Source organism: Haloarcula sp. JP-L23, assembly GCF_011602445.1.
Lineage (GTDB): Archaea > Halobacteriota > Halobacteria > Halobacteriales > Haloarculaceae > Haloarcula > Haloarcula pellucida.
This window is the reverse complement of record NZ_CP050014.1, coordinates 1,404,464-1,428,406: the sequence shown is the minus strand read 5'-3', so window position 1 is coordinate 1,428,406 and position 23,943 is coordinate 1,404,464. Positions and strand designations below refer to the sequence as shown.

18 protein-coding genes are annotated in these 23,943 nt (G+C 66.3%); 9 read left to right on the top strand and 9 right to left on the bottom strand.

All coding sequences use genetic code 11. The features are described from left to right. Positions 1-23 precede the first annotated feature (23 nt). Together smc and G9465_RS07235 are read right to left on the bottom strand one after the other, a co-directional pair. On the bottom strand, positions 24-3,617 hold the full coding sequence (smc, locus tag G9465_RS07240; protein WP_166968521.1) for a chromosome segregation protein SMC: 3,594 nt from the start codon (positions 3,615-3,617) through the stop codon (positions 24-26). An 18-nt stretch (positions 3,618-3,635) separates the two neighbouring features. Continuing rightward, a complete protein-coding gene (locus G9465_RS07235; protein WP_166968520.1) occupies positions 3,636-3,974 on the bottom strand; it encodes a hypothetical protein in 339 nt (112 codons plus the stop codon). 331 nt (positions 3,975-4,305) lie between these two features. Between G9465_RS07235 and G9465_RS07230 the strand changes: the two genes are divergently transcribed. From G9465_RS07230 to G9465_RS07215, 4 genes are read left to right on the top strand one after another with little or no spacing between them, the layout of a single operon-like run. Continuing rightward, positions 4,306-5,319, top strand: coding sequence for a thiamine pyrophosphate-dependent dehydrogenase E1 component subunit alpha (locus G9465_RS07230; protein ID WP_166972948.1), 1,014 nt, complete (start codon positions 4,306-4,308; stop codon positions 5,317-5,319). Beyond that, positions 5,319-6,344: an alpha-ketoacid dehydrogenase subunit beta gene (locus G9465_RS07225; RefSeq protein WP_166968519.1), complete on the top strand. Its 1,026-nt coding sequence runs from the start codon at positions 5,319-5,321 to the stop codon at positions 6,342-6,344. Before G9465_RS07230 ends, G9465_RS07225 begins: the two co-directional genes overlap by 1 nt. 3 nt (positions 6,345-6,347) lie before the next feature. Beyond that, on the top strand, positions 6,348-6,608 hold the full coding sequence (locus tag G9465_RS07220; RefSeq protein ID WP_166968518.1) for a lipoyl domain-containing protein: 261 nt from the start codon (positions 6,348-6,350) through the stop codon (positions 6,606-6,608). Next, positions 6,605-7,315: a 2-oxo acid dehydrogenase subunit E2 gene (locus tag G9465_RS07215; RefSeq protein ID WP_166968517.1), complete on the top strand. Its 711-nt coding sequence runs from the start codon at positions 6,605-6,607 to the stop codon at positions 7,313-7,315. The genes G9465_RS07220 and G9465_RS07215 overlap by 4 nt, the downstream gene beginning before the upstream one ends. Positions 7,316-7,373: 58 nt before the next feature. Here the strand turns inward: G9465_RS07215 and G9465_RS07210 are convergent, their stop codons facing one another. Beyond that, a complete protein-coding gene (locus tag G9465_RS07210; RefSeq protein WP_166968516.1) occupies positions 7,374-8,375 on the bottom strand; it encodes a sugar phosphate isomerase/epimerase in 1,002 nt (333 codons plus the stop codon). Between the two features lie 311 nt (positions 8,376-8,686). Further along, positions 8,687-9,037: a nuclear transport factor 2 family protein gene (locus G9465_RS07205; protein WP_166968515.1), complete on the bottom strand. Its 351-nt coding sequence runs from the start codon at positions 9,035-9,037 to the stop codon at positions 8,687-8,689. Positions 9,038-9,175: 138 nt separating this feature from the next. Here G9465_RS07205 and gatB point away from each other — a divergent pair, with 138 nt between their 5' ends. Continuing rightward, positions 9,176-10,693 (top strand): Asp-tRNA(Asn)/Glu-tRNA(Gln) amidotransferase subunit GatB, encoded by a 1,518-nt coding sequence (gatB, locus tag G9465_RS07200; protein WP_166968514.1) that lies wholly within the window; start codon positions 9,176-9,178, stop codon positions 10,691-10,693. A 239-nt stretch (positions 10,694-10,932) separates the two neighbouring features. Here gatB and G9465_RS07195 read toward each other — a convergent pair whose 3' ends face one another. Beyond that, on the bottom strand, positions 10,933-11,484 hold the full coding sequence (locus G9465_RS07195) for a hypothetical protein (RefSeq protein WP_166968513.1): 552 nt from the start codon (positions 11,482-11,484) through the stop codon (positions 10,933-10,935). A 144-nt stretch (positions 11,485-11,628) separates the two neighbouring features. On the opposite strand from G9465_RS07195, the gene G9465_RS07190 reads away from it, so the two are divergent. Together G9465_RS07190 and G9465_RS07185 are read left to right on the top strand one after the other, a co-directional pair. Then, entirely contained in the window at positions 11,629-13,032 is a 1,404-nt protein-coding gene (locus G9465_RS07190; protein WP_166968512.1) for an aryl-sulfate sulfotransferase, read from the top strand. Between the two features lie 57 nt (positions 13,033-13,089). Beyond that, positions 13,090-13,554, top strand: coding sequence for a GNAT family N-acetyltransferase (locus G9465_RS07185; RefSeq protein ID WP_166968511.1), 465 nt, complete (start codon positions 13,090-13,092; stop codon positions 13,552-13,554). Here the strand turns inward: G9465_RS07185 and G9465_RS07180 are convergent. Both G9465_RS07180 and gltB read right to left on the bottom strand, forming a co-directional pair. Next, complete coding sequence (locus G9465_RS07180; protein WP_166968510.1) at positions 13,551-15,023, bottom strand: glutamate synthase subunit beta; 1,473 nt, start codon at positions 15,021-15,023, stop codon at positions 13,551-13,553. The two genes, G9465_RS07185 and G9465_RS07180, sit on opposite strands and share 4 nt — an antisense overlap. Next, positions 15,016-19,647 (bottom strand): glutamate synthase large subunit, encoded by a 4,632-nt coding sequence (gene gltB / locus G9465_RS07175; RefSeq protein ID WP_166968509.1) that lies wholly within the window; start codon positions 19,645-19,647, stop codon positions 15,016-15,018. Before gltB ends, G9465_RS07180 begins: the two co-directional genes overlap by 8 nt. A gap of 250 nt (positions 19,648-19,897) precedes the next feature. Here gltB and G9465_RS07170 point away from each other — a divergent pair, with 250 nt between their 5' ends. Continuing rightward, positions 19,898-22,435, top strand: a complete 2,538-nt coding sequence (locus tag G9465_RS07170; protein WP_166968508.1) for a DNA topoisomerase I — start codon at positions 19,898-19,900, stop codon at positions 22,433-22,435. Positions 22,436-22,464: 29 nt separating this feature from the next. Here G9465_RS07170 and G9465_RS07165 read toward each other — a convergent pair whose 3' ends face one another. Both G9465_RS07165 and G9465_RS07160 read right to left on the bottom strand, forming a co-directional pair. Continuing rightward, on the bottom strand, positions 22,465-22,668 hold the full coding sequence (locus G9465_RS07165) for a hypothetical protein (protein WP_166968507.1): 204 nt from the start codon (positions 22,666-22,668) through the stop codon (positions 22,465-22,467). Between the two features lie 10 nt (positions 22,669-22,678). Beyond that, the gene (locus G9465_RS07160) at positions 22,679-23,080 is read right to left on the bottom strand and encodes a Rieske 2Fe-2S domain-containing protein (RefSeq protein WP_166968506.1); all 402 of its coding nucleotides are present in this window, start codon (positions 23,078-23,080) and stop codon (positions 22,679-22,681) included. Positions 23,081-23,218: 138 nt separating this feature from the next. On the opposite strand from G9465_RS07160, the gene G9465_RS07155 reads away from it, so the two are divergent. After that, complete coding sequence (locus G9465_RS07155; RefSeq protein WP_166968505.1) at positions 23,219-23,938, top strand: phosphoglycerol geranylgeranyltransferase; 720 nt, start codon at positions 23,219-23,221, stop codon at positions 23,936-23,938. Positions 23,939-23,943 lie beyond the last annotated feature (5 nt).

Here is a 23,943-nt window from a genome sequence, read left to right as displayed (position 1 = left end):
CGCGATGCGCCGTCGGCCCCTCGCTAGTCATCGCTCACCACCGCCTCCTCTTCGTCGTCCGGCCCCTCACCCGAGAGGTCGATACCGGTCACGGCGCTCACGTTGTCGCCCTGCATCATCACGCCGATGGCGCGTTCCGAGCGTTCGAGCAGGGCCGAGCGGTGCGAGACGACGACGAACTGGGCGTCACCGGCGAGTTCGTCGACCATCTCGCCGACGAGGTCGGCGTTCGCGGCGTCGAGGAAGGCGTCGACCTCGTCCAGCGCGTAGAACGGCGCGGGGTTGTGCCGCTGGATGGCGAAGATGAACGCCAGCGCCGTCAGGGACTTCTCGCCCCCGGACATCGCCGCCAGCCGCTGGATAGGCTTGTCGCCGGGTTGGGCCTTCATCGTCAGGCCGCCCTCGAATGGGTCGTCTTCGTTCTCCAGATGGAGGTGACCGGTCCCGCTGGAGAGGCGCTCGAAGATGTCCTGAAACTGGTCGTTGATCTCGTCGAACGACTCCATGAACGTCTCCTTCTTGCGGGCCTCGTAGGTGTCGATGCGGTCGCGGATGCCCTCGGCCTCCTCGACTAACGTCTCCTTCTGGTCCTCCAAGTCCGCGAGATCGTCGGCCACGCGGTCGTACTCCTCGATAGCGCGCATGTTGACCGGTTCCAGCGCCTCCATCTCGCCGGTGAGCCGTTCGATTTCGGCCTCGACGGTGTCGTGGTCGGGGACGTCCTCGGGGTCGTAGTCGTCGACCTGCGCTTCGAGTTCGTCTATCTCCCACTCTAGCCGTTCTCGTTCCTCCGTCTCGTCGTCGAGGTCACGTTCGACGTCGGTGACCTTCGACTGCTGTTCGTCGCGGGCCTCCTTCGCGTTCTGGAGGTCCTCGCGCAGGTCCTCTCGCTCGCCTTTCAGGTCGGCGAGTTCGTCCTCCAGATCGGCGACTTCCTGCTCTTTCTCGGCTTTCAGTTCCCGCTTCGCCTCGACCTGTTCTTCCAGTTCGGCGATGCGCTCTTCCTTCTCTGCCTTGCGGTTCTGGGCGGTCTCGATGTCGTCGTGGAGGTCCTCGATGGCGTCCTCGGCGTACTGCTTTTCGAGTTGCAGTTCGTTGAGTTGGGCGTCCAAGTCGTCGAGTCGGTCCTCCAGCGCGTCTATCTCGCCCTCGATGGCCTCGCGCTCGTCGGTGAGGTCGGGCAGGTCAGAGTCCTGTACCTCGGCCTCTAGCTCCTCGATGTCGGCCTCGATATCGGTGATCGCCTCGTTCTTGGCCTCGATGTCGGCCTCCAGTTCGTCCATCTCGTCGGCGACCGCCTCGCGGTCGGCAGCGATGTCTTCGAGGGCAGATTCGAGCGTCTCGATTCGCTCGCGGGTCTCTTCGAGTTGGGTCTCCTTGCGCTCGATGCTCGTCTCGATGTCCCGGACCTGCTCGGTCGCGTCGGATTCACGGTCGCGGGCGTCGTCGAGTCGGTCCTCGACGTCCCGCAGGTCGTCGCGCACGTCCGCGCGTTCGTCCTCCAGTTCGTTGATGCGCTTGGCGACGCGTTCGAGTTTCCCGGCGCCGCCGGAGAACGAATACCGGGTCCCCGAGGAGGACCCGCCGGTCATGGCGCCCGATTTCTCGACGAGGTCGCCGTCCAGCGTCACCATGCGGTACTCGCCCATCAGGTCGCGGGCGGTGTCCATGCTGTCGACGACCACGGTGTCGCCCAGCACGTACGAGAAAATGCCCGCGTACTCGGGGTCGAAGTCCACGAGGTTGTACGCGAAGTCGACCACGCCGTCCACGTTCGGAAGCGACGGGAGCGAGCGGTTCTGCATCTGTGTGATTGGCAGGAACGTCGCTCGCCCGGCGTTGCGTGCCTTGAGGTACTCGATGCAGGACTGACCGACGCCGTCGTCGTCGACGACGACGTGGGCGAGTCGCCCCCCGGCGGCCGTCTCACAGGCCGTCGCGTACTCGGGGTCGACGCCACCCAACTGTCCGACGGTGCCGTGGACGCCGCTTCGATCGGCGTTCAGGATGGCCGTCACCGCTCGGCCGTACGAGGAGTCACCGTCCTCGCCGGCCTTCGCTTCGAGTTGGGCGTACTCCTGCTGTTTGGCGCTGATCTCGTCTTCGAGGTCGTCTAAGTCCGACTGGAGTTCCCGCTTCTCGGCACGCAGGTCGTCGACCACCTCACCGATGGTGGCCTTGTTCTTCTCGGCTTTCTCCAGTTCCGTCTCTAAGTCCTCGATGTCGGCTTCGAGGTCGGGAATCTCCGCCTCGGCCTCCTCGATGGCGGCCCGCTTCTCGTCTTCCTCGTTGGAGCGGCGGCGGGCCTCGTCCAGCAGGCGGTCCTGCTCTCGCTGGAGGTCGTTCCGTTCGCTCTTCAGTTGCTCTAGCGTGTCGCGTTTCGCTTCGAGTTCGTCCTTTATCTCCTCGAACTCTTCGCCGATGTCGTCGATACGCTGCTGGACGTCGGCGAGCGAGGCCTCCTTCTCGGCGATTTCGGCCTTGGCGTTCGACTTCTCGACTTTCGTCTCGCGGACGTCCGACTCGAGGTCGTCGATGGTTTCCTGCTTGCGGTCTATCTGGACGAACGCCTGTCTGCGCTCGTTCTCGGCGTCCTCGACGGCCTCCTCTGCGGTCGCTATCTTGTCTTCTAGCCGCGAGATGTCGCCCTTGATCTCCTCGATGTCGCGCTTGATGGCGAGTTGTTCGTCCTCGCCTTTGCGCTCTATCTCCTGATTGAGTTCGTGGAGTTCGTCTTCGAGGCGGACGACCTTCCCCTGTCGCGAGTCCAGTTCTGCCTGAAGCTCCGCGAGTTCGGCCTCCAACTCGGCGATGCGGTCCTCGACGGCGTCGAGTTCCTCGCGCTTGTCTTCGAGTTCGGCGGCCTTGCGGTACCCCTCGTACTCCTCTTTCTCCTCGCGGAGCGACTGGTACTCCAGTGCCGTCTCGCGTTCGTCTTCGAGCTGGTCGAGACGGGTCTGTTTCTCCTCGATGCGCAGTTCCGCCTCGTCGATGCGTTCTTCGACGACGTCCAGTTCCTCGAAGGCGTCGGCCTTCTTCTGGTCGAACTGGGCGACGCCGGCTATCTCGTCGATAATCTCTCGACGAGACCCGGGGGTCATGTTGATTATCTCGGTGACGTCGCCCTGCATCACGACGTTGTACCCTTCGGGCGTGACGCCTGCTTGTGCGAGCAAGTCCTGGATGTCCGAGAGGTTGACCGAGCGGCCGTTGATGTAGTAGTACGAGTAGTAGTTGTCCTCGGTCTCTTTCACCCGGCGCTTGATGGCTATCTCGTCGACGTCGCCGACGTCTTCGGTGCCGGCGGCGTTGACGACCTGTGCGCGTTCGAGGGTCCGGTCCTCGTTGGCGAGGATGACCTCGACGCTGGCCTGCCGGTCGCCAGAGACGTCGACGTCCTCGTCCGCGTGGCCGGGGTTGTAGATGAGGTCGGTGAGTTTCTCGGCGCGGATGCCCGAGGTGCGGGCGAGTCCGAGCGCAAAGAGGACGGCGTCGATGATGTTCGACTTCCCGGAGCCGTTCGGGCCGCTGATGGTAGTGAAATCTTCGTAGAACGGGATGCGAGTCTTCCGCCCGAAGCTCTTGAAGTTGTCGAGGACGAGCTCTTTGATATGCATGCGGTAGTTGGCCGTCTCCTACGCGACGATGATGTCGGACCCGGAGTCCTCCTCGGACTCCGACTCGGACGCGGCCTCGGCCTCCTTGTCGGTGTTGTCGGTGGCCTCCGTGTTAGGTGTGTCGGCCTCCGGCGTCAGAATCTCGTCTTCGTTGTTCGTCGGTTGCTCGGGTGCTGCGGCGTCGTTCCGGGCGGTGCCCTTGTGGGCGTCGGCCCCGAACCCGCTGTCCTCGTCGACGGTGTTCTCGACTTCGCGGAGGCGAACTTTGCACTCGACGAGTTCGTCGGTCAGCCCCTCGACCGAAGCCTGCAGTTCCTGAACCTGCTCTTCTAGTTCCTCGACGCGGTTGCCGCACATATCACAATGCCAGCCACGCTATCGTCATAAACTTACGTCAGACATTGACAGTGGATCTGACACGTCGTACCGACCACCGAAAGTCGCCGTAGGGCCCTCGGCAGCGGTATCGGTGGGGACCGGTCACCCCGGTCGGAGTCCAATGTTCGAACGGCTGATAGTGACCGATGAGAGAGAGGTGGCCGCGGAGACAGTTGCTCGAATCGGTCCGTCGACCGGGCGATGTGCGGCCCGTCCGGGACGCCGTTCGGTCGAACCCCCTACCGTTATGTGTAGCTCAGTCTAAACTTCACGGTGGGATACCATGGTATCAGTTAACGAACTACGAGAGATGTACGTCGACATGGTGACGGCCCGCCATTACGAAGAGCGGTTGCAGGAGGAGTATCTGGAGGGGAAACAGCCAGCGTTCGACATCTCGGCGGGGCCGATTCCCGGGGAGCTGCACCTCGCCGCCGGCCACGAAGCGTCCGCCGCGGGCGTCTGTCAACACCTGCGTGACGACGACACGGTGACGGCACCGCACCGGCCGCACCACGTCGCCATCGCGAAGGGGGTCGACCTAGAACGGATGACCGCAGAGATATTCGGCCGCGAGACAGGTCTCGGCAAGGGGAAGGGCGGCCACATGCACCTGTTCGACCCCGACGTGGGGTTCGCGTGTAGCGGCATCATCGCGGAGGGGTGTCCGCCCGCGGCCGGCGCGGGACTCGCCGCGAAGAAGCGCAACACCGACAGCGTCGCCGTCGCCTACCTCGGCGAGGGGGCCATCGACCAGGGAGCGTTCCTGGAGTCGCTGAACTTCGCAGCGGTCCACGACCTGCCGGTCGTCTTCGTCATCGAGGACAACGACTGGGCCATCAGCATGCCCAAGGACCGAGTCACGGACGTCGAGAACGGTGCCCAGCGGGCCGGTGGGTTCGACATGCCGGGCGTCCGCGTCGACCACGACGACGCCGTCGCTATCTACGACGCCGCAAAAGAGGCCATCGGCCGCGCCCGTGACCGGAACGGGCCGACGCTCATGGAAGTGCAGGTCCACCGGCGGATGGGCCACTTCATGGGCGACCCCGAGAGCTACCGCCCGGAAGCGGACCAAGAGGCGGCCGCCGAGCGAGACAGCATCGCCCGACTGGAAGCCGACCTGCAGGCACACGGCGTCGACGAGGAGACGATAGCGGAGATGCGGGACGATGCGCACGAACGCGTCGAGGACGCCATCGCGTTCGCGAAAGACCAGCCAGAACCGGACCCGAGCGCGGCACACGAGGACATGTTCGTCAATCCACCGAGTGGTGTGACAGACACGGAACCGGAGTACGACCTCGCGGGAGGTGACGACTGATGGCGCAGAAAGAGCCTCCACAGGTAATCGAGCGAGAACTGACGATGAGCAGAGCGATGGTCGAGGCCATCGCTCACGAGATGCGCGAGAACGAGGAGGTGTTCTACATGGGCGAGGACGTCGCCGACTACGGCGGCATCTTCGACTCCACGCAGGGCCTCTTAGACGAGTTCGGCTACGACCGCATCATGGACGTCCCCATCAGCGAGACGGCCTACCTCGGGGCCGCCGTCGGCGCCGCACAGGAGGGGATGCGGCCCATCGCCGAACTGATGTTCGTCGACTTCTTCGGCGTCGCGATGGACCAGATATACAACCAGATGGCGAAGAACACGTACATGAGCGGCGGCAACGTGAGCGTTCCGCTCGTGTTGACGGCCGCCGTCGGCGGCACCTACAACGACGCCGCCCAGCACTCCCAGACGCTGTACGGGACCTTCGCGCACGTCCCCGGTCTGAAAGTCGTCGTCCCCTCGACGGCCTACGACGCGAAGGGGCTGATGCACAACGCCATCCGTGACGACGACCCGGTGATGTACATGTTCCACAAGCGCCTGATGGGCATCGGATGGCTCCCAGCCCCTGACGGGCCGAAGACCCCCGTCCCAGAGGAGGACTACACCATCCCCTTCGGCAGTGCCGACGTGAAACGCGAGGGCGACGACGTGACCATCGTCACCCTCGGCCTACACGTCCACCGGGCGCTGGAGGCGGCGGAGTCGCTGGCCGACGACGGCGTCAGCGCGGAGGTCGTCGACCTGCGGTCGCTGGTCCCGCTGGACACCGACACCGTCGTCGAGTCCGTCGAGAAGACCGGGAACCTCGTCGTCGTCGACGAGGACTACCGCTCGTTCGGCGTGACCGGCGAAATCGTCGCCAGCGTCGCCGAGGAGTCGCTGGGTTCCCTCGACAGCGTCGAGCGTCTCGCCATCCCGGACGTCCCGATTCCGTACTCGCGGCCGCTGGAGAACGAAGTCGTCCCGGACGTCGAGGACATCGAATCGGCGGTCGAACGGACCCAGTGACCGATGAGCGGGGACGCAGACAGGGTCGAAGTGACGGTCGCCGAGTGGCCCGACGACGCCGACAGCGACGAGGGCGTCGTCGTCAACTGGTTCACACGGGAGGGCGCGAGCGTCACGGAAGGCGAGAGCCTGTGTGAGGTCCAGATAGAGAAGGTGAGCCTCGACGTTCTGGCGCCGGTCGACGGGACGCTCGACGATATCGTCCGTGGCGAGGACGACGAGTTCGCACGCGGCGACACGCTCGCGTGGGTGAGTCCAGCATGACCGACGACGAATCCGCCGAGCGGACCGTCCGCGAGGAGCGGGCGCTGAGTCCGATGCGCAAGACCATCGCCAGTCGGTTACAGGAGAGCTATCGGGAGGCCGTCCACGTGACCGTCAATCGCAGTGTCGACGCGGAGGGGCTGTTGAGCGCCGTCGCCGCCGCAGACCCGACCGAGGACGGCGTCAGCCCCTCGATGGTCGACGTGCTCCTCTGTGCGCTCTCGGACACCCTCGACGAACACCCCGCGTTCAACGCCACGTTCGAGGACGAGGCGCACGTGCTGTACGAGGAACACAACGTCGGCGTCGCCGTGGCCATCGACGACGGCCTCGTCACGCCCGTCGTCGCCGACGTCGGGTCGAAGTCGCTGGGCGAACTCGCGAGCGAGCGTCGCGAGTTGACCGAGCGCGTCGTAGACGGCGACTACACGATGAGCACGTTCCGCGGCGGGACGTTCACGGTGTCGAACCTCGGGCCACTCGGGGTCGATTCGTTCGACCCCATCATCAACCCGCCCGAAATCGCCATCCTCGGCGTCGGGCGCATCACCGAGCGGGCCACCCAGAACGGCGACGGCGACGTCGTCTTCCGGCGACAGATGCCGCTGGACCTGAGTTTCGACCACCGTGTCGTCGACGGGGCGGACGCCGCTCGGTTCCTCGGGACGCTCGCAGAGCACCTCGACGCGGCCGAAAAGTACGTCTGAGACGCCGCGTCGAGGCCGCACCGACATCGAAGAAGCGGAGAAAAGAGAGGGAGAGCGGTTACTGTACGTACTGTGCGCCGGCCTCGAACGCCCGCGGATAGGCGTCGACCATCTCGAAGCGCCGGAACTCTTCGGAGAGGATTTCGAGGCCCCACGGCCCGCTAAACCCGCCGGCGCGGACGGCGCTGACCCAGTCGGAGATGGGGAACTCGCCTTCGCCGGGAAGCTTTCGCAGGTTGATAGTCTCTTCGAGGAAGGACATCGTCGTCTCGACGTAGCCGTCGTTGAACTCCACGGCCACGATGTCGCCGCCGGAGAGCGAGCGGATGTTCTCGAAGTCGACGCCGAGTTTCATGTTGTGCCACAGATCCAGATAGAGGCCGCCGTTGTCGGTCTGTGAGGTGGCTTCGAGCGCCTGCGGGATGGTCTGGACGTTGGGGTCCACCGGGAAAAACTCCAGTCCGACCTCCGCGCCGACCTGTGCGAACTGGTCGCTCACCTGTGCGAACCGCTGCTGGAGGTCCTCCATCGCCACCGGATAGCCGTTGATGTTCCCTATCTTGATGTGGTTGGCACCGAGGATGTCGGCCGCTTCGAGCAGTAACTGGCGCGTCTCCTGTTCGGCCTGTCGGCGCGGGTCGTTCATCGCTAAGGGCCACTCGGTGAGGAACTCCAACTCGACGAAGTCGATGTTGTTCTGCTGGAGTACGCTGTTCAGTTGTTGGAGGCCTTGCGTCCTGTTCTCCGCCGCGAACTCGAAGTCGATGATGTGCTGGATGTCGGGTGCGATGAGGCCGATAGCGTTGAACCCGACTTCGTTGAGCATCTCGGCCCGTCGGGCGATGGGCCACGGACTCCAGTTTCGGTGGCCGTGCGCCCCCCTGAACGGCGTCGTCCCGCCCGAGTGCATCCACGTGTTCGCCAGCAGGTTCGCGTCGCCTTGCGGTCCGTCGCCCGTCTGTCCACCGTCGTCTTGCTGTGCGTGGACACCGCCGATACCGCCAGCGGCCGTCAGCGTCCCGCCTGTCGCCTTGAGTACGTCCCGTCTGTATGGTTCCATTGGTGTGAATCGCTCGAAAGGTCGGTCGTCGCGCTGTCCCGTGCCCGTCCGAAAAACCGTCGTCTGTCGTCGGCGTCGGCGTAGTGGGCAACGCTGGAGTTCCGGCGGAAGTATAAAATAACTAACTTATTCTTGCGTATGATTGTGTCGTTGATTGTTCGGCCGTCGGAGGGGAAGGGGTAGCGCCGGTCGATTCGACGGCCAACAGTCGCTGATTGCGAGCGGTCCTCACCCGTCGTCTCGGCGTCGACGCGCTAGTTCGGAACAGGTACTCGGTGCTCGGTGATAGAAACGCGGATGCAGGAGGGGACTTACGCCTTCGGCGAGACGTCGGCAGCTAGCGTCTGGGCGACGATTTCGCCGTCGCGGACGACGAACGTGTCCGAGGCGAACTCGTAGACGTTCTCGGGCGTCTCGGCGTGCCAGACGATGTAGGCGTACTCGTCCCTGACGACCTGTTCGTCGAGCGAGAACGACACCGACGGGTCGTCGAACTCGGGAAGGAGTTCTTCGTACATCGACCGGATGTCGTCGTGGCCCACCAGCGTCCCGTCCGCGGAGATGAAGACGGCGTCGTCCGCGTAGTCGCTCATCAGGCCGTCTACGTCGCCTTCGCCGAACATTTCGAGGTGGTGCTCCAGCACAGATTGGGTCGCACTCATGTTATACAACTAACCATTTGTGGCAAATATTTCTACCGGTTGAAACGACCGGACGATGACGGTCGGGGGACAGCGGCCCGGCGAACCGCGCCGGCGGGGGTCGTTACCCTTTAGCCAGCCGACACCGAACGACGGGTAATGACTGCGCAAGCCGCCGAGTCCCGCGAACTCGCGGCCGTCATCGGGCTGGAGGTCCACGTCCAGCTAGAGACGGAGACGAAGATATTCTGCGGGTGCTCGACAGAGCCGACCGACGAGCCGAACACCCACACCTGTCCGGTCTGTCTGGGCCTGCCGGGCGCCCTGCCGGTCGTCAACGAGGGCGCCGTCGAAGCCGCCGTGAAGGTGGGCAAGGCCATCGACGCCGACATCCCCGAGGAGACGACCTTCCACCGGAAGAACTACTACTACCCCGACCTCCCAAAGAACTTCCAGATAACGCAGTACGACGCCCCCATCTGTCAGGACGGGGAACTGGAGTTCAGCGTCGAGAGCGAACGACGGGCCGTCGACATCCGACGCGCCCATCTGGAGGAGGACCCCGGGTCCATCAAGCACGTCCGCGAGGGGACCGGCCCGCTCGAATCGCGGACCTGCTCTATCGAGCGTGCAGACTACACCCTCATCGACTACAACCGCGCCGGGACGCCGCTGATGGAGATCGTCACGGAACCGGACTTCCGCGACCCGAGCGAGGTCCGCGCCTTCCTCGAAAAGCTTGAGGAGGTCCTCGAATACCTCGGCGTCTTCGACGCCACCCGCGACGGCAGTCTCCGCATCGACGCCAACCTCTCGATGGTCGACGCCGACGAGGTGAGCGACGACGGCCACATCGACGAGTCCGTCCTCGAAGACGCCAACCGCACCGAGGTCAAGAACATCTCCAGCCACAAGGGCGCCGAACAGGCCCTGTCCTTCGAGGCCTCCCGGCAGCGGAAACTCATCCAGTCGGGCCGCGCCGTCGAACAGGAGACCCGCCACTTCAACGAGACCCACGGCAACACCGTCTCCATGCGCTCGAAGGAGGAGGAGAAGGACTACCGCTACTTCCGCGAGGCCGACATCCCGCCGCTCCGCGTGTCGAGTTGGAAAGCGGAGATCGCCATCCCGGAACTGCCCGACGCCCGCCGCGAGCGCTTCGTCGCCGAGTACGGCCTCTCCGAGGAGGCCGCCTCGAAACTCACGAGCACGAAGCAGGTCGCGGACTTCTTCGAGAGCGTCGCCGAGCGCTTCGACGCCGGCCTCGCCGCGACGTGGGTGGCCGACAACCTCCTCGGTGAACTGAACTACCGCGACATGGAGATTACAGACGTCGACGACCGCTTCGGCGAGGTCACCCGCCTCGTCGAACTCGTCGCCGAGGACGAGATTACCGCGAAGAATGCCCGCGAGACGGTCCTCCGGGACATGCTGGACGAGGGCGAGGACCCGGACACCGTCGTCGAGCGGGAAGGACTGGGCAAGACCTCCGGCGACGCCGTCCAGCAAGCCGTCGAAGCGGCCATCGAGGAAAACCCCGACGCCGTCGAAGACTACCACAGCGGCGAGGGTGGGGCCTTGAACTTCCTCGTCGGTCAGGTGATGCAGAAGACCGGCGGCAGTGCGGACCCCGGCGAGGTCAACGGGATGCTGCGAGAGGAACTGGACGGAGAGTAGCATACTGCTCGCCACCAGCGAGCAGTTTCACGCGAATCGTCGTGCGATTCGCGCCTTTTTCGCCCACGTTTTGCAAGGAGGGGTTCGCGAGCGGAGCGAGCGCACCCGACGCCGCAAAAGGTGGGGCGGCAGCGCGGACCCCGGCGAGGTCAACGGGATGCTGCGAGAGGAACTGGACGGAGAGTAACGAACGAACCGAGACAACACCAGTTTCCGCGGGAACAGACGCCCGACAGCGCTCAGTTCTCGCTCGCCACGTCGTGTTCGGTGGACTCCGAGCGTTCGGTCGGGACGATAGCCGGGTCTTTCCACAGCAGCGTCACGAAGATGGCGACGCCGAGGAACTCGATGGTCTTGATAGCGGACTCCAGCGGTTCCGTATCGAAGTGATCGAGGATGAGAAACACCGTGCTCTGGCTGCCGTGGCTGTGACCGCTCGCAGCCGTGGATGCGGCGTCGGCCCCGCTGGCGAGGAACGCGCCGTGTCCGGTGGCGTGCCAGAACACCCACGCGGCGATAGAGCCGACGAGCAGGAGCGTCCCACCGATGTAGGCGTTGCGGAGGCTGACGACCCGGCGAGTCACGAGATAGGGGCCGGACAGCAGGAGCACCGCGAAGACGACGAAGAAGTACGGGCGCGGGTCCGGGACGATACCCCCCGCCGGGAACAGCCCGTAAGCCTGAAAGTAGACGATGCTCCGCGGCAGGCCCCACCAGAGGTGAAACGCCGCCGTCGCGAAGACGAGGGCGGCGGCGACAGCCCGGAGTATCCTGACAGTCCGTCGCTCCATGCATCGGCGTTCGGGTGAGCGCGATAAGAGGGCATCGGAGTTCGGACCGGGCGTGTGCGGGTGGTGAATACGCGACGACGAACCGACGCCAACTGGTCCGAAAAGTCTCGAAGCGTTTAATCCCGGGACCCTCCGAAGGCGAGTGTGCTCTCCAGTCGTCCGTCGCGGCGTCGCCTCGCCCGTGGTGTCGTCCTGTTGCTCGTCCTCGCGTTGCTCACGCCGTCGGTCGCCAGCGCCCTGACCTACGAACCGAGCGAGAGCGGCTCGCTCCAGCGTGGGACAGTCACCGACGCGGCCGAGGGCCAGACGGTCGTCAGTACGCAGGGCTACACGTTCCGGGGCAACACGAACCCGAAGAAGCCCGCCCGACTCGTGGCGCTGGACGAACGCGGCGGGTTGAACTGGACCTACCAGAGTCGGCAGGGGGCCGACGCGTGGTTCTTCGACGTGGACCCACTTCCGAACGGGAACCTCCTCGTCGTCTCCCCCCGTTCGGGCAACACGCTCGTCTACGAACTGGACCCCGAGACGAAAGAGCGCGAGTGGGAGCAGTTGCTTCCCTACGAGGACACCCACGACGTCGACAAACTCAACGACACCGCACTGGTCGTCTCGCACATGCGGGCGTGGGACGAGAGTCAGCAAGTGTCCAACGACGAGATCGTCGTCTACAACCGCACGACCGAATCGGTCACGTGGCGCTGGCGCTACCGCAACCACTTCCCTAACAGCACCGACGGCGGGATGAACGAGGACTGGACCCACAGCAACGACGTCGACCCGGTCGGCGACGACCAGTTCCTCGTCTCGCCGCGAAACTTCGACCAGGTGTTGCTCATCAACCGGACGACCAAGGACATCGATAGGCGACTCGGCGCCGACGACAACTACAGCGTCATGCGCGAACAGCACAACCCCGACTACATCGAAGGCGAGGACGGGACGCCGACGATTCTCGTGGCCGACAGCGGCAACAACCGCGTCGTCGAGTACGCCTACACGAACGGGACGTGGACCCGGACGTGGTCCGTCGGGTCGGACTCGCTCAACTGGCCGCGTGACGCCGACCGCCTCCCGAACGGCAACACGCTCATCACGGACACGCTGAACCACCGCGTCATCGAGGTGACGCCGACCGGCGAAATCGTCTGGGAGTACTACGCGACGTGGGGGCCCTACGACGCCGAACGAGTGGCCCACGGCGACGGGTCGACGGGGCCGACCATCCGCGAGCAGAACGCGACGGGGTCCTACGAGATTACCGGCAGCGCGGGACTGGTCGCCGGGAGCGGCCAGCAGACGAGCGTCGGGACGTTCATCACCGCGACGGCCGCCGGGACGCCGCTGTCGGGCGTCGGCGAGGAACTCGGGACGCTGTGGGGCCACTACGCGCCGTGGCTTCGCCCGGTGTGGATGAGCGGGTGGGACCTCTTCTACGCCGCGCTGGCCGGTCTGTTGCTGGTCGGGTGGCTCCTCACCGAAGTGGGCGTGTACGGCTATCGGTGGGCTAGTGAGCGGTCGGCGGCCGGCGGAGCGACCGGGCGGTAGAGTCAACCCGCAGGCGGCCGACATTCCGACGACGGACGACGCACCGTCCGACCACGCATGAACGTTCGCGAAGCCACCGCCGCCGACGTCCCCGCACTCGACGTAATTCGCAGACAGGCCATCGAGGCCGGGTTTACCGGCGAGTACGACCGCGCGGCGTTCGCGGACCTCGTGGCGTCGCCGGACGACCGTCTGCCCGAGTGGGTAGCCGACCCGGCGTGGGTCGTCCTCGTCGCCGAGAGCGAGGTCACGTCGGTCGGCTACGGCGCACTGGACTCCGAGACGGGCGAACTCGGCGCGCTCTACACTGCTCCGGACCACGAGGGACGGGGCTGTGCGAGCACGCTTCTGGAACGGTTCGAACGGCGGGCGCGCGAGGCGGGCCGCGACCGGCTCCACGCCGCGGTGCCACGGAACGCCGTCGGCTTCTTCGAACAGCGCGGGTTCGACCGTGGCGGGACAATCGAGCGAGACGGAGACGTGGAGCGGGTGTGCGTGGTGAAATCGCTCACGTCGAACTAGAGCAACGACGGGTTGTCCGTCTCCAGACTCGGCGGGAGGTCTGTCTCGCCGGTGAGGTACGCGTCGACGTGGCGGGCGGCGTCGCGTCCCTCGCCGATGGCCCAGACGACGAGGGACTGGCCCCGTGTCGCGTCACCGGCGGCGAACACGCCGTCGACGGCCGTCATCTTCCGCTCGTCCGTCTCGAAGGTTCCGTCGGCACCGCGTGTGACCCCGAGGTCCGCGAACGGGTTGTTCGTGGGACCGGTGAACCCGATGGCGACGAAGACGGCGTCGGCGGGAATCTCCAGAGAGGGGTCGACGACGGTCTTCTCGGCGCGCGCACCGTCCTCGTCGTAGGTCCACTCGACCCGTTCGGCGTCGAGGCAGTCGACGTGGCCGTCGCCGTCGGTGTCGACGAACGCCTGCGTGTCGACGCCGAACGCCTCGCTTCCGCCCTCCTCCTGCGCGTACGTCTTGTGATACGTCTTCGGTTGCTCGGGCCACGGGTTGTTCGGCGGCCGCTCCTCGGGCGGTTGCTCCCGGATGCCTATCTGGACGACCTGTGACGCCCCGTGTCGGTGGGCCGTCGCCACGCAGTCCGCACCGGTGTCGCCGCCGCCCAGCACGACGACGTCGCGCCCCTCTATGGGAATCCGCTCGACGTCGTCGCCCGCCTGTTCGCGGTTCGTCTGGCGGAGGTAGTCCATCGCGAGGTAGATGCCGTCGAGGTCACGCCCCGGGAGGTCGATGTCGCGTTGACGCTGTGCGCCGACGGCGAGACAGACGGCGTCGTGGTTCTCGACGAGGGCGTCGGCCGGCACGTCGCCGCCCACCTCGGTGTCCGTCTCGAACGTGACGCCCTCGGCCCGTAGCTGGTCGATTCGGCGGTCGATGCGGGACTTCCGGAACTTGAAGTCGGGGATGCCGTAGCGCATGAGGCCGCCGAGGGCGTCGTCGCGTTCGTACACCGTGACGCGGTGGCCCACGCGAGCGAGTTGCTGGGCGGCCGTCAGTCCCGCCGGCCCACTGCCGACGACGCCGACGTGGTACTCGGTCCGCTCGTCCGGCGGTTCGGGCGTTATCCACCCCTCCGCCCACCCCACGTCGACGATGGCCCGTTCGATACTCTTGATGGTCACCGGGTCGTCGTTGTACGCGAGGACGCAGGCGCTCTCGCACGGCGCCGGACAGGTGTAGCCCGTGAACTCCGGGAAGTTGTTCGTCTCGTGGAGTCGGTCGAGCGCCCGCCGCCAGTCGTCGCGGTAGACGAGGTCGTTCCACTCTGGGACGACGTTACCGATGGGGCACCCGCTCATGCAGGTGGGGACGCCACAGTCCATGCACCGTTCTCCCTGCTCGCGGAGCGTCTCGGCGTCCCACGTCTCCTGCCAGATCTCGTCGAAGTCCTCGACTCGTGCCGCCGGGTCACGCTTCTCGATGTCCGCCCGGTCGTGGTCGCGCCAGCCGTTCGGATGTGGCTCAGTCATCTGTGGTCACCCGTTCTGCGGCGGCCGCCGGTTCCGGCGGGAGCGACGCCCGCGGGTCCTCACCCTCGGCGAGGCGGTCGTCCAACACGTCGGCGAAGGCGTCCGGCATCACCTTCACGAACTGTGCGACGGTGGTCTCCCAGTCGTCCAGCACCTCGCGGGCGCGGTCACTGCCGGTGTAGCGGTAGTGGTTCTCGACCATCCGCCTGACGAGGCGGCGGTCACGGTCGTCCAGTGGGTCGAAGTGGACCATCCCGGTGTTGACCCGGTCGCGGAACGTGCCGTCCCTATCGAGGACGTACGCCTCGCCGCCGGACATCCCCGCGGCGAAGTTCCGGCCGGTGTCGCCCAACACGACGACGACGCCGCCGGTCATGTACTCACAGCCGTGGTCTCCGACGCCCTCGACGACGGCCGTCACGCCGGAATTTCGGACGGCGAACCGCTCGCCGGCGACGCCGTTGACGTAGGTCTCGCCGTCGGTGGCACCGTACAGCGCGACGTTGCCGACCACCACGTTGTCGGTCGCGTCGTAAGCCGCGTCGGCCGGCGTCCGCACGACGATTTTCCCGCCGGAGAGCCCCTTCCCGACGTAGTCGTTGGCGTCGCCGGCCAACGAGAGGGTGACCCCCGACGCGAGAAAAGCGCCGAAACTCTGGCCGGCCGACCCCTCGAACGCGACGGAGATGGTGTCGTCGGGGAGGCCCGCCTCGCCGTAGCGGGAGACGACCTCGGAACTCAGCATCGTCCCGACCGTGCGGTCCCGATTGCGAATCCGGAGCGAGACGTCGACGGACTCGCCGCGTTCCAGTGCCGGTCTGGCCCGGTCGACGAGTTCGTGGTCGAGTTTCTCGTCCAGCCCGTGGTCCTGTGTCCGGGTCTGCCGGCGGCCGCCGCCCTCGGGCGCGGTCAGTAGCGCCGAGAGGTCCACCGACGCGGCGCGGTCGTGGCTCACCTCGCGCTGAGAGAGCAGGTCCACCCGGCCGACGAGGTCGTCCATCGACCGGACGCCCAGTTCGGCCATGTACTCCCGGACCTCCTGTGCGATGCAGGTCACGTAGTTCACGACGTACTCGGGCCGGCCGGGGAACTTCTCCCGGAGGTCCGGGTCCTGCGTGGCGACGCCGACCGAGCAAGTGTTACAGTGGCACTTCCGGAGCATGATACAGCCACAGGTCACGAGCGGTGCGGTCCCGAAACCGTACTCCTCGGCACCCAACAGCGCCGCGACGACGACGTCACGGCCTGTCTTCATGCCGCCGTCGACACGGACGCGGATGCGCGAGCGCAGGTCGTTCGCCCGGAGAATCTGGTTCGCCTCGGCGACGCCCAGTTCCCACGGGAGGCCGGCGGACTTGATGCTCGTCTTCGGCGACGCGCCGGTGCCGCCCGACTGGCCGCTTATCAGAACGGCGTCGGCTTTCGCCTTCGCGACGCCGGCGGCGATGATGCCCACGCCGGCCTCGGAGACGAGTTTGACGTGGACGTCGGCCTCGGCGTTCGCGCACTTCAGGTCGTGGATGAGTTGCGCGAGGTCCTCGATGGAGTAGATGTCGTGGTGGGGCGGCGGCGAGATGAGCGGGACGCCGGGTGTCGTGTTGCGCGTCTCGGCGATTATCTCGTTGACCTTCTCGCCGGGGAGGTGGCCGCCCTCGCCGGGTTTCGACCCCTGTGCCATCTTGATGCCGAGGTGGTCGGCGTTGGCCAGATACGTCGCGGTGACGCCGAATCGACCCGAGGCGACCTGCTTGTTCCCGCACTCGCGTTCGGTGCCGAACCGCTCGACGGGTTCGCCGCCCTCGCCGGAGCAGGCGGTCCCGCCGATGCGGTTCATCGCGACGGCCAGCGTCTCGTGGGCCTCCTTGCTGAGCGACCCGAACGACATCGAGGCGGTGAAGAACCGCTCGACGATGCTGTGGACGGGTTCCACCTCTTCGAGCGGGACCGACTCGCGGCCCTCGGTGTCGAGTTCGAGGAGGCCCCGGAGCGTCTGGAGGCGTTCCTGCTGGTCGTTCACCATCTCGGCGAACTCCCGATAGGCCGCGAAGTCGCCAGCCTGTGCGGCGTACTGGAGTTTGCCGATGGTGTTGGGGTTCCACTGGTGGAACTCGCCGTCGCGCCGCCAGTAGAGTTCGCCGCCGGGGTCTAAGTCGCTCCCCGCGTCGGCCTCGAAGGCGCTGTGGTGGCGTTCGAGTACGTCGGCCTCCAAATCGTCGACGTCGATGCCCTCCGTCCGAGCCGTCGTCCCCGCGAAGTACGCCGCGACGAACTGGGAGTCCAAGCCGACGGCCTCGAACACCTGCGCGCCCTTGTAACTCGACAGCGTCGAGATGCCCATCTTCGCCATCACCTTCTGGAGGCCGTCTTCGAGGGCGTGCCGGTAGGCCGCCAGCGCCTCCTCACGGTCGCACTCCAGCACGCCGTCCGCGACCATCGCGTCGATGCTCTCGTAGGCGAGGGAGGGGCAGAGCGCGTCGGCCCCGTAGCCGACGAGCGTACAGACGTGGTGGACCGCACACGGCTGGCCGGAGTCGAGGACCAACCCGACGTGCGTGCGACGGCCGGTGCGGACGAGGTGGTGGTGGACCGCGCCGACGGCGAGCAACGACGGAATCGGCACGCGGTCGGGACCGACGGCCCGGTCCGAGAGGACGAGTACCTCGCACCCGTCGTCGATGGCCGCGTCGGCGGCCTCGCGGACACGTTCGACGGCGGCTTCCAGACTCGTCGCTCCCTTCTCGTAGGTCAGGTCTATCGTGGCGGCGCGGATGCCGTTCCGGTCGATGTTCTCGACGGCAGCGAGTTCCTCGCGGGTGAGTATCGGCGACTCGCAGAACAGCCGTCGGGCGTGGGCCGGCGTCTCGCCGAGCAGGTTCCGCTGGCGGCCGACGTGGGTGTGTAGCGAGGTGACGACGTCCTCGCGGATGTAGTCCAGCGGCGGGTTCGACACCTGCGCGAACAGTTGTTTGAAGTACGTAAAGAGGGTCTTGTTGCGCTCCGAGAGCACCGACAGCGGCGTGTCGTTGCCCATCGCACCGATGGGGTCCTTTCCGTCGTCGGCCATCGGTTCGACGAGGCGGTCCAGATGCTCGCGCGTGTAGCCGAAGGCCCGCTGCCGAGCGCGGACGTCGGCGTCGGCTGGCGGCGACGGTGGTGGGTCGCTCCCGTCCACGAGGTCCGCGAGGTCGACTCGCTCGCTGGCCACCCACGCGCCGTACTGCTCGTCGGTGAGGCGGTCGAACACCTCCTCGTCCGGGACGATGCGACCCTCGTCGGGGTCGGCGTAGAACATCTGACCGGGCTGGAGGCGGTCTTTCGTGACCACCGCCGAGGGGTCGGCGTCTAAGACGCCCGTCTCGCTGGCCATCACCAGTCGGTCGTCCGCCGTGACGTAGTACCGGCAGGGGCGCAGGCCGTTGCGGTCCAGCACCGCACCGACGCGGTCGCCGTCCGTCGCGGCCACGAGAAGCGGGCCGTCCCACGGTTCGTTGATCGTCGCGTGGTAGCGATACCAGTCCCGCCGGTCGGCGTCCATCGCGTCGTCGCCGTGCCACGCCTCGGGGACCAGCATCCGGAGGGCGTGCGGGAGCGAGCGCCCACCCTCGACGAGGAGTTCGAGGACGTTGTCGACGACGGCCGTGTCGCTCTGGTCGGCGTGCGTGATGGGCGTCAGTTTCTCGACGTGTGCGCCCAGTTCGGGGCTGTCGAGGTCGGACTCGCGGGCGGCCATCCAGTTGAGATTGCCACGCAGCGTGTTGACCTCGCCGTTGTGTATGACCTTCCGGTAGGGGTGGGCCAGTTCCCACGCGCCGAGCGTGTTCGTCGAGAACCGCGCGTGGACGAAGACGAGTTTCGTTCGGAACCGCTCGTCCGAGAGGTCGGGGTAATACGAGCGGAGTTGTCCGTTCGTCAGCAGGCCCTTGTAGACGACCGTGCGGCGGTCCAGCGAGCAGACGTAGAACCGGTCCGCACCGGGCGGGTCACGCTCGTCGACCCGCCGCTCTACGACCCGTCGCAGGACGTACAGGCGCGTATCGAGGGCCTCGGGGTCGAGCGAATCCGTCGGTTCGACGAACACCTGCCAGACCGCGGGTTCGCTCTCCAGCGCCGTCTCTCCGAGGCCGGTGTTGTCCGTCGGCACCTCTCGCCACGCGACCACCTCGAACCCCTCATCGGCGGCCGCGCTCTCCAGCAGGTCACGGAACCGGTCGCGTTCGGCGGGGTCCCGTGGGAGGAACACCTGTCCGACGCCGTACTCGTCGTACTCGCCGAGGTCGGGGACGACGTCGCTGAAGAAGGCGTGGGGTTTCTGGACGAGCATCCCGGCCCCGTCGCCGGTGTTCGCCTCCGCGCCGCGTGCGCCGCGGTGGTCGAGGTTCTCCAGCACCTCGAACCCGTCCTCGACGACGTCGTGCGTTCGCCGCCCGTCGAGGTTCACGAGGACGCCCACGCCACAGTTCGCACGCTGGTCGTGGGGGTCGGACAGCGGTGCGTCGGTGTCGATGTCGGTCCTTCTCACGGTCGCTATCGGGACGTCGTGGACTGGTGTGCGTCGCCGACACTTCGTCGACCGCCGGACCGGGTCACGTCGATACTGGGACGAGCGGGTCAAGGCAGCCCACATTGTTAAAAGTTAACTAATAACACACTAGTATCGTCAATACACCAATATATTATTTAATGCCGGCGTCGTGTCCGAGCGACCGTTTGGGTGGTGGTACCCGGCGCGTGCCGACCTATCAGCCCCCACCGCGCGTGCGTGTAGGTGCGCCCGCAAGCGCCCGCACACCCGCGCTGTCGGCCGATTTCCGCCGAAAGTCTTTAGAACGTCTCCGGGCGTACCGACCGCTAATGACTACCGCAGGTGGTGTCCGATGGAGCTAATCATCACGGAGAAGGACAACGCCGCCCGGCGCATCGCCGAGATTCTCTCGGAAGGGAGCGCGACGGCCGAGCGACGAAACGGCGTCAACGTCTACCGGTGGGGGGACACGCGCGTCGTCGGCCTCTCGGGGCACGTCGTCGGCGTCGACTTCCCGCCGGAGTACAACGACTGGCGCGACGTCGAACCCGCCGAACTCATCGACGCCGAGGTGACCAAGGAACCGACCCAAGAGAACATCGTCACGACGCTCAAGACGCTCGCTCGCCGGGCCGACGAGGCCGTGGTCGCGACGGACTACGACCGCGAGGGCGAACTCATCGGGAAGGAGGCCTACGAACTCATCCGCGAGGAGACGGACATCCCCGTCTCCCGCGTGCGCTTCTCTTCGATCACCGAGCGCGAGGTCCGCAACGCCTTCGCCGACGCCGAGGAGATAGACTTCGACCTCGCGGCCGCCGGCGAGGCCCGCCAGATTATCGACCTCGTGTGGGGGGCGGCGCTGACCCGCTTCCTCTCGCTGTCGGCCCGGCAGTTGGGTGATGACTTCATCTCGGTGGGCCGAGTCCAGTCCCCGACGCTGAAACTCATCGTCGACCGCGAGCGCGAAATCGAGGCGTTCGACCCCGAGGACTACTGGGAGATATTCGCCGACCTCCAGAAGAACGGCTCCGGGTTCGAGGCCCAGTACTTCTACGACGACGACGGCAGCGAGGCCGAACGCGTCTGGAACGAGGCCGACGCCGACGCCGCCTACGCCGACCTGACGAGCGTCGACACGGCCACCGTGACGAGCGTCCGCCGGCGTACCCGCACCGACAGTCCGCCGACGCCGTTCAACACCACCGCCTTCATCTCTGCGGCCAGTTCGCTCGGTTACTCCGCCCAGCGCGCGATGTCCATCGCCGAGGAACTGTACACCGCCGGCTACATGACCTATCCCCGGACGGACAACACCGTCTATCCGGACGATCTGGAGGAAGACGCTCTGCTGGACGAGTTCGTCGGCTCTCCCACCTTCGGCGAGGACGCCGAGTCCCTGCTCGAACAGGACGACATCGTCGCCACCGAGGGCGACGAGGAGACGACCGACCACCCGCCCATCCACCCGACCGGAGAGATACCCTCGAAGGCAGATATCTCCGAAGACGAGTGGGAGATATACGAACTCGTCGTCCGGCGCTTCTTCGCCACCGTCGCGGAGGCGGCGACGTGGGAGCGCCTGCGCGTCGTCAGCGAGGCCGGCGGTCGCTCGCTGAAGGCCAACGGCAAGCGGCTGGTCGAACCGGGCTACCACGCCGTCTACCCCTACTCCAGCGCCAGCGAAAACCACGTCCCCGACGTCGAAGAAGGCGAGGAACTCTCCATCTCGGAGGTCCGACTGGACGCCAAACAGACCCAGCCACCGCGGCGCTACGGCCAGTCTCGCCTCATCGAGACGATGGAGGACCTCGGACTGGGGACGAAGGCGACCCGGCACAACACGCTCGAGAAACTGTACGACCGGGGCTACATCGAGGGCGACCCCCCGCGGCCGACGGCGCTCGCGAACGCCGTCGTGGAGGCCGCCGAGGAGTTCGCCGACCGCGTCGTCAGCGACGACATGACCGCCCAGTTAGAGCGGGACATGACCCGCATCGCCAACGGCGAGGCGACCCTCGAAGAGGTGGCCGACGAGTCCCGCGAGATGCTCCAGGAAGTGTTCGACGAACTGGCGGCCTCTCGTGAGGAAATCGGCGAGCACTTACAGGAGTCACTGAAAGCGGACAAGACGCTGGGCCCGTGTCCCGAGTGCGGCGAGAGCATGCTCGTCCGGCGGTCCCGGCAGGGGTCGTACTTCGTCGGCTGTGACGGCTTCCCGGAGTGTCGGAACACGCTGCCGCTCCCGTCGACGGGCGAGCCGCTCGTGCTAGACGAGACGTGCGAGGAACACGACATGCACCACGTGAAGATGCTCGCCGGCCGCGACACCTTCGTCCACGGCTGTCCCCGCTGTGAGGCCGAGAAGGCCGACGAGAGCGACGACGAAGTCATCGGTCCCTGTCCCGAGTGTGGCGTTGCTCCGGCGGAGCAACGAGACGAAGGCGGTGAAGCCGCCGAAGGAGGCGACGCGGAGGAAGGCGGCGAACTCGCCATCAAACACCTCCGCTCGGGGTCCCGGCTGGTCGGGTGTACGCGCTACCCCGACTGCGACTACTCGTTGCCGCTCCCCCGCAACGGCGACATCGAGGTCACCGAGGCGTTCTGCGAGGAGCACGACCTCCCGGAACTCGTCGTCGACCCCGACAGCGACGACCCGTGGGAACTGGGCTGTCCCATCTGTAACTTCGAGGAGTATCAGGCCCGCAACGCCGTCGAGGACTTAGAAGACCTGAACGGTATCGGGGCCGCGACGGCGGATAAACTCGCCGCCGCTGGCATCGAATCGCTGGACGACCTGCGGGCGGCCGACCCCGACGGCATCGCTGCCGAGGTGCAGGGCGTGAGCGCGGGGCAGGTACAAGACTGGCAGTCCGAACTCGAAGCCTGAACGCGTCCGCATTTCCGACCGCCTGCTTCTCAGTCGTCGACGACGAACGTCACGCCGTCACAGACCGGACACTCGACAGCGTCGGCGTTCTCGACCGTCACGGCGTCGACGGCCCCGTAGACCACGGCGTGTGCCATCGGGTCGACGAGTTGCCGGCCACAGAGCGGACACTCCACGCGGCCCGCACGGAGGTCCTCGCGGTCGATGACGTTCGCGTCGCTGTCGTCGGTCATCCGCGCTGGGTCACAGCTGTAGGTGCGAGGAGGAACTCGGTCCCTCGTCGTCGTCCGTACCGCCCTCGTGAGAGAACTCGTAGTCGTCGTCCACGAGAAAGACGGTGCCGTGACGCTCGGCGACGTCGACGCCCGGCAGGGTCGTCCCCGCGGCCTCGCCGTTGTCACAGTCGCCCTCGCAGGCGTCGAACAGCGACCCGTGACGCGGGCAGAGTAACTGTCCGTCGCGCATCGGGACCCCTCGGCCGGTGTCGAAGTGCTGGTTCTCGTGGGTACAGCGGTTGACCCACGCCTCGACGCCGTCCTCGCAGGGCACGACGACGACTTCTTCGAGGTCGCCGTAGGGCCCCGTCGCGGTGAACAGGTACGACCCGGTGTCGTGGACCGTTTCGACGGTCGTGAGTTGATGCATAGGGCAGTGCTGGGCCGCGAGCGGCTAAGAACTGCTGGTGCACTCACTTCACGAAGGTCGGCGCGTCCGTGTGAACGTGTCTATAGGACTGTTCCGCCATCCGAAGCCGTTATGCCCACAGGCAAAAGTCAAAGCGATATGAGCGACTGGGCGGACTGGGACCACATCGTCAAAATCGACCCGGACAAGACGCTGGTCGACGGCGAGACGTTCGAGGACGTGGCGGCGACCGGTACCGACGCCATCGAGGTCGGTGGCACCACCGGGATGACCGAGGAGAAGATGAAGCGGGTCGTCGACGCCTGTGGGAAGTACGACATCCCCGTCTACATCGAACCGTCGAACCCCGCCTCCGTCGTCCACAGCGACCGCCACGACGGCTACCTCATCCCCGTCGTGATGAACGCCGGCGACGTGACGTGGATAACCGGCGCCCACAAGGAGTGGATTCGCATCGACGACGAGATCGACTGGTCTCGGACCTTCACCGAGGCGTACATCGTGATGAACCCCGACGCCTCCGTCGCAGCCTACACGCAGGCCAACTGCGACCTAGACGCCGACGAGGTGGCCGCCTACGCCGAGGCCGCCGAACACCTGCTCGGGCAGGAAATCGTCTACGTCGAGTACTCCGGGATGCTCGGCGACACCGAGAAAGTCGCCGCCGCGGCCGACATCTTAGACGACGCCACCCTCTTTTATGGCGGCGGCATCCACGACTACGAGTCCGCGCGGACGATGGCCCAGCACGCGGACACCATCGTCGTCGGCGACCTCGTCCACGACGAGGGCGTCGACGCCGTGCGAGAGACGGTAAAGGGCGCACAGGACGCGAAGGCCGCGACGGCCGACCGATAGCGGGT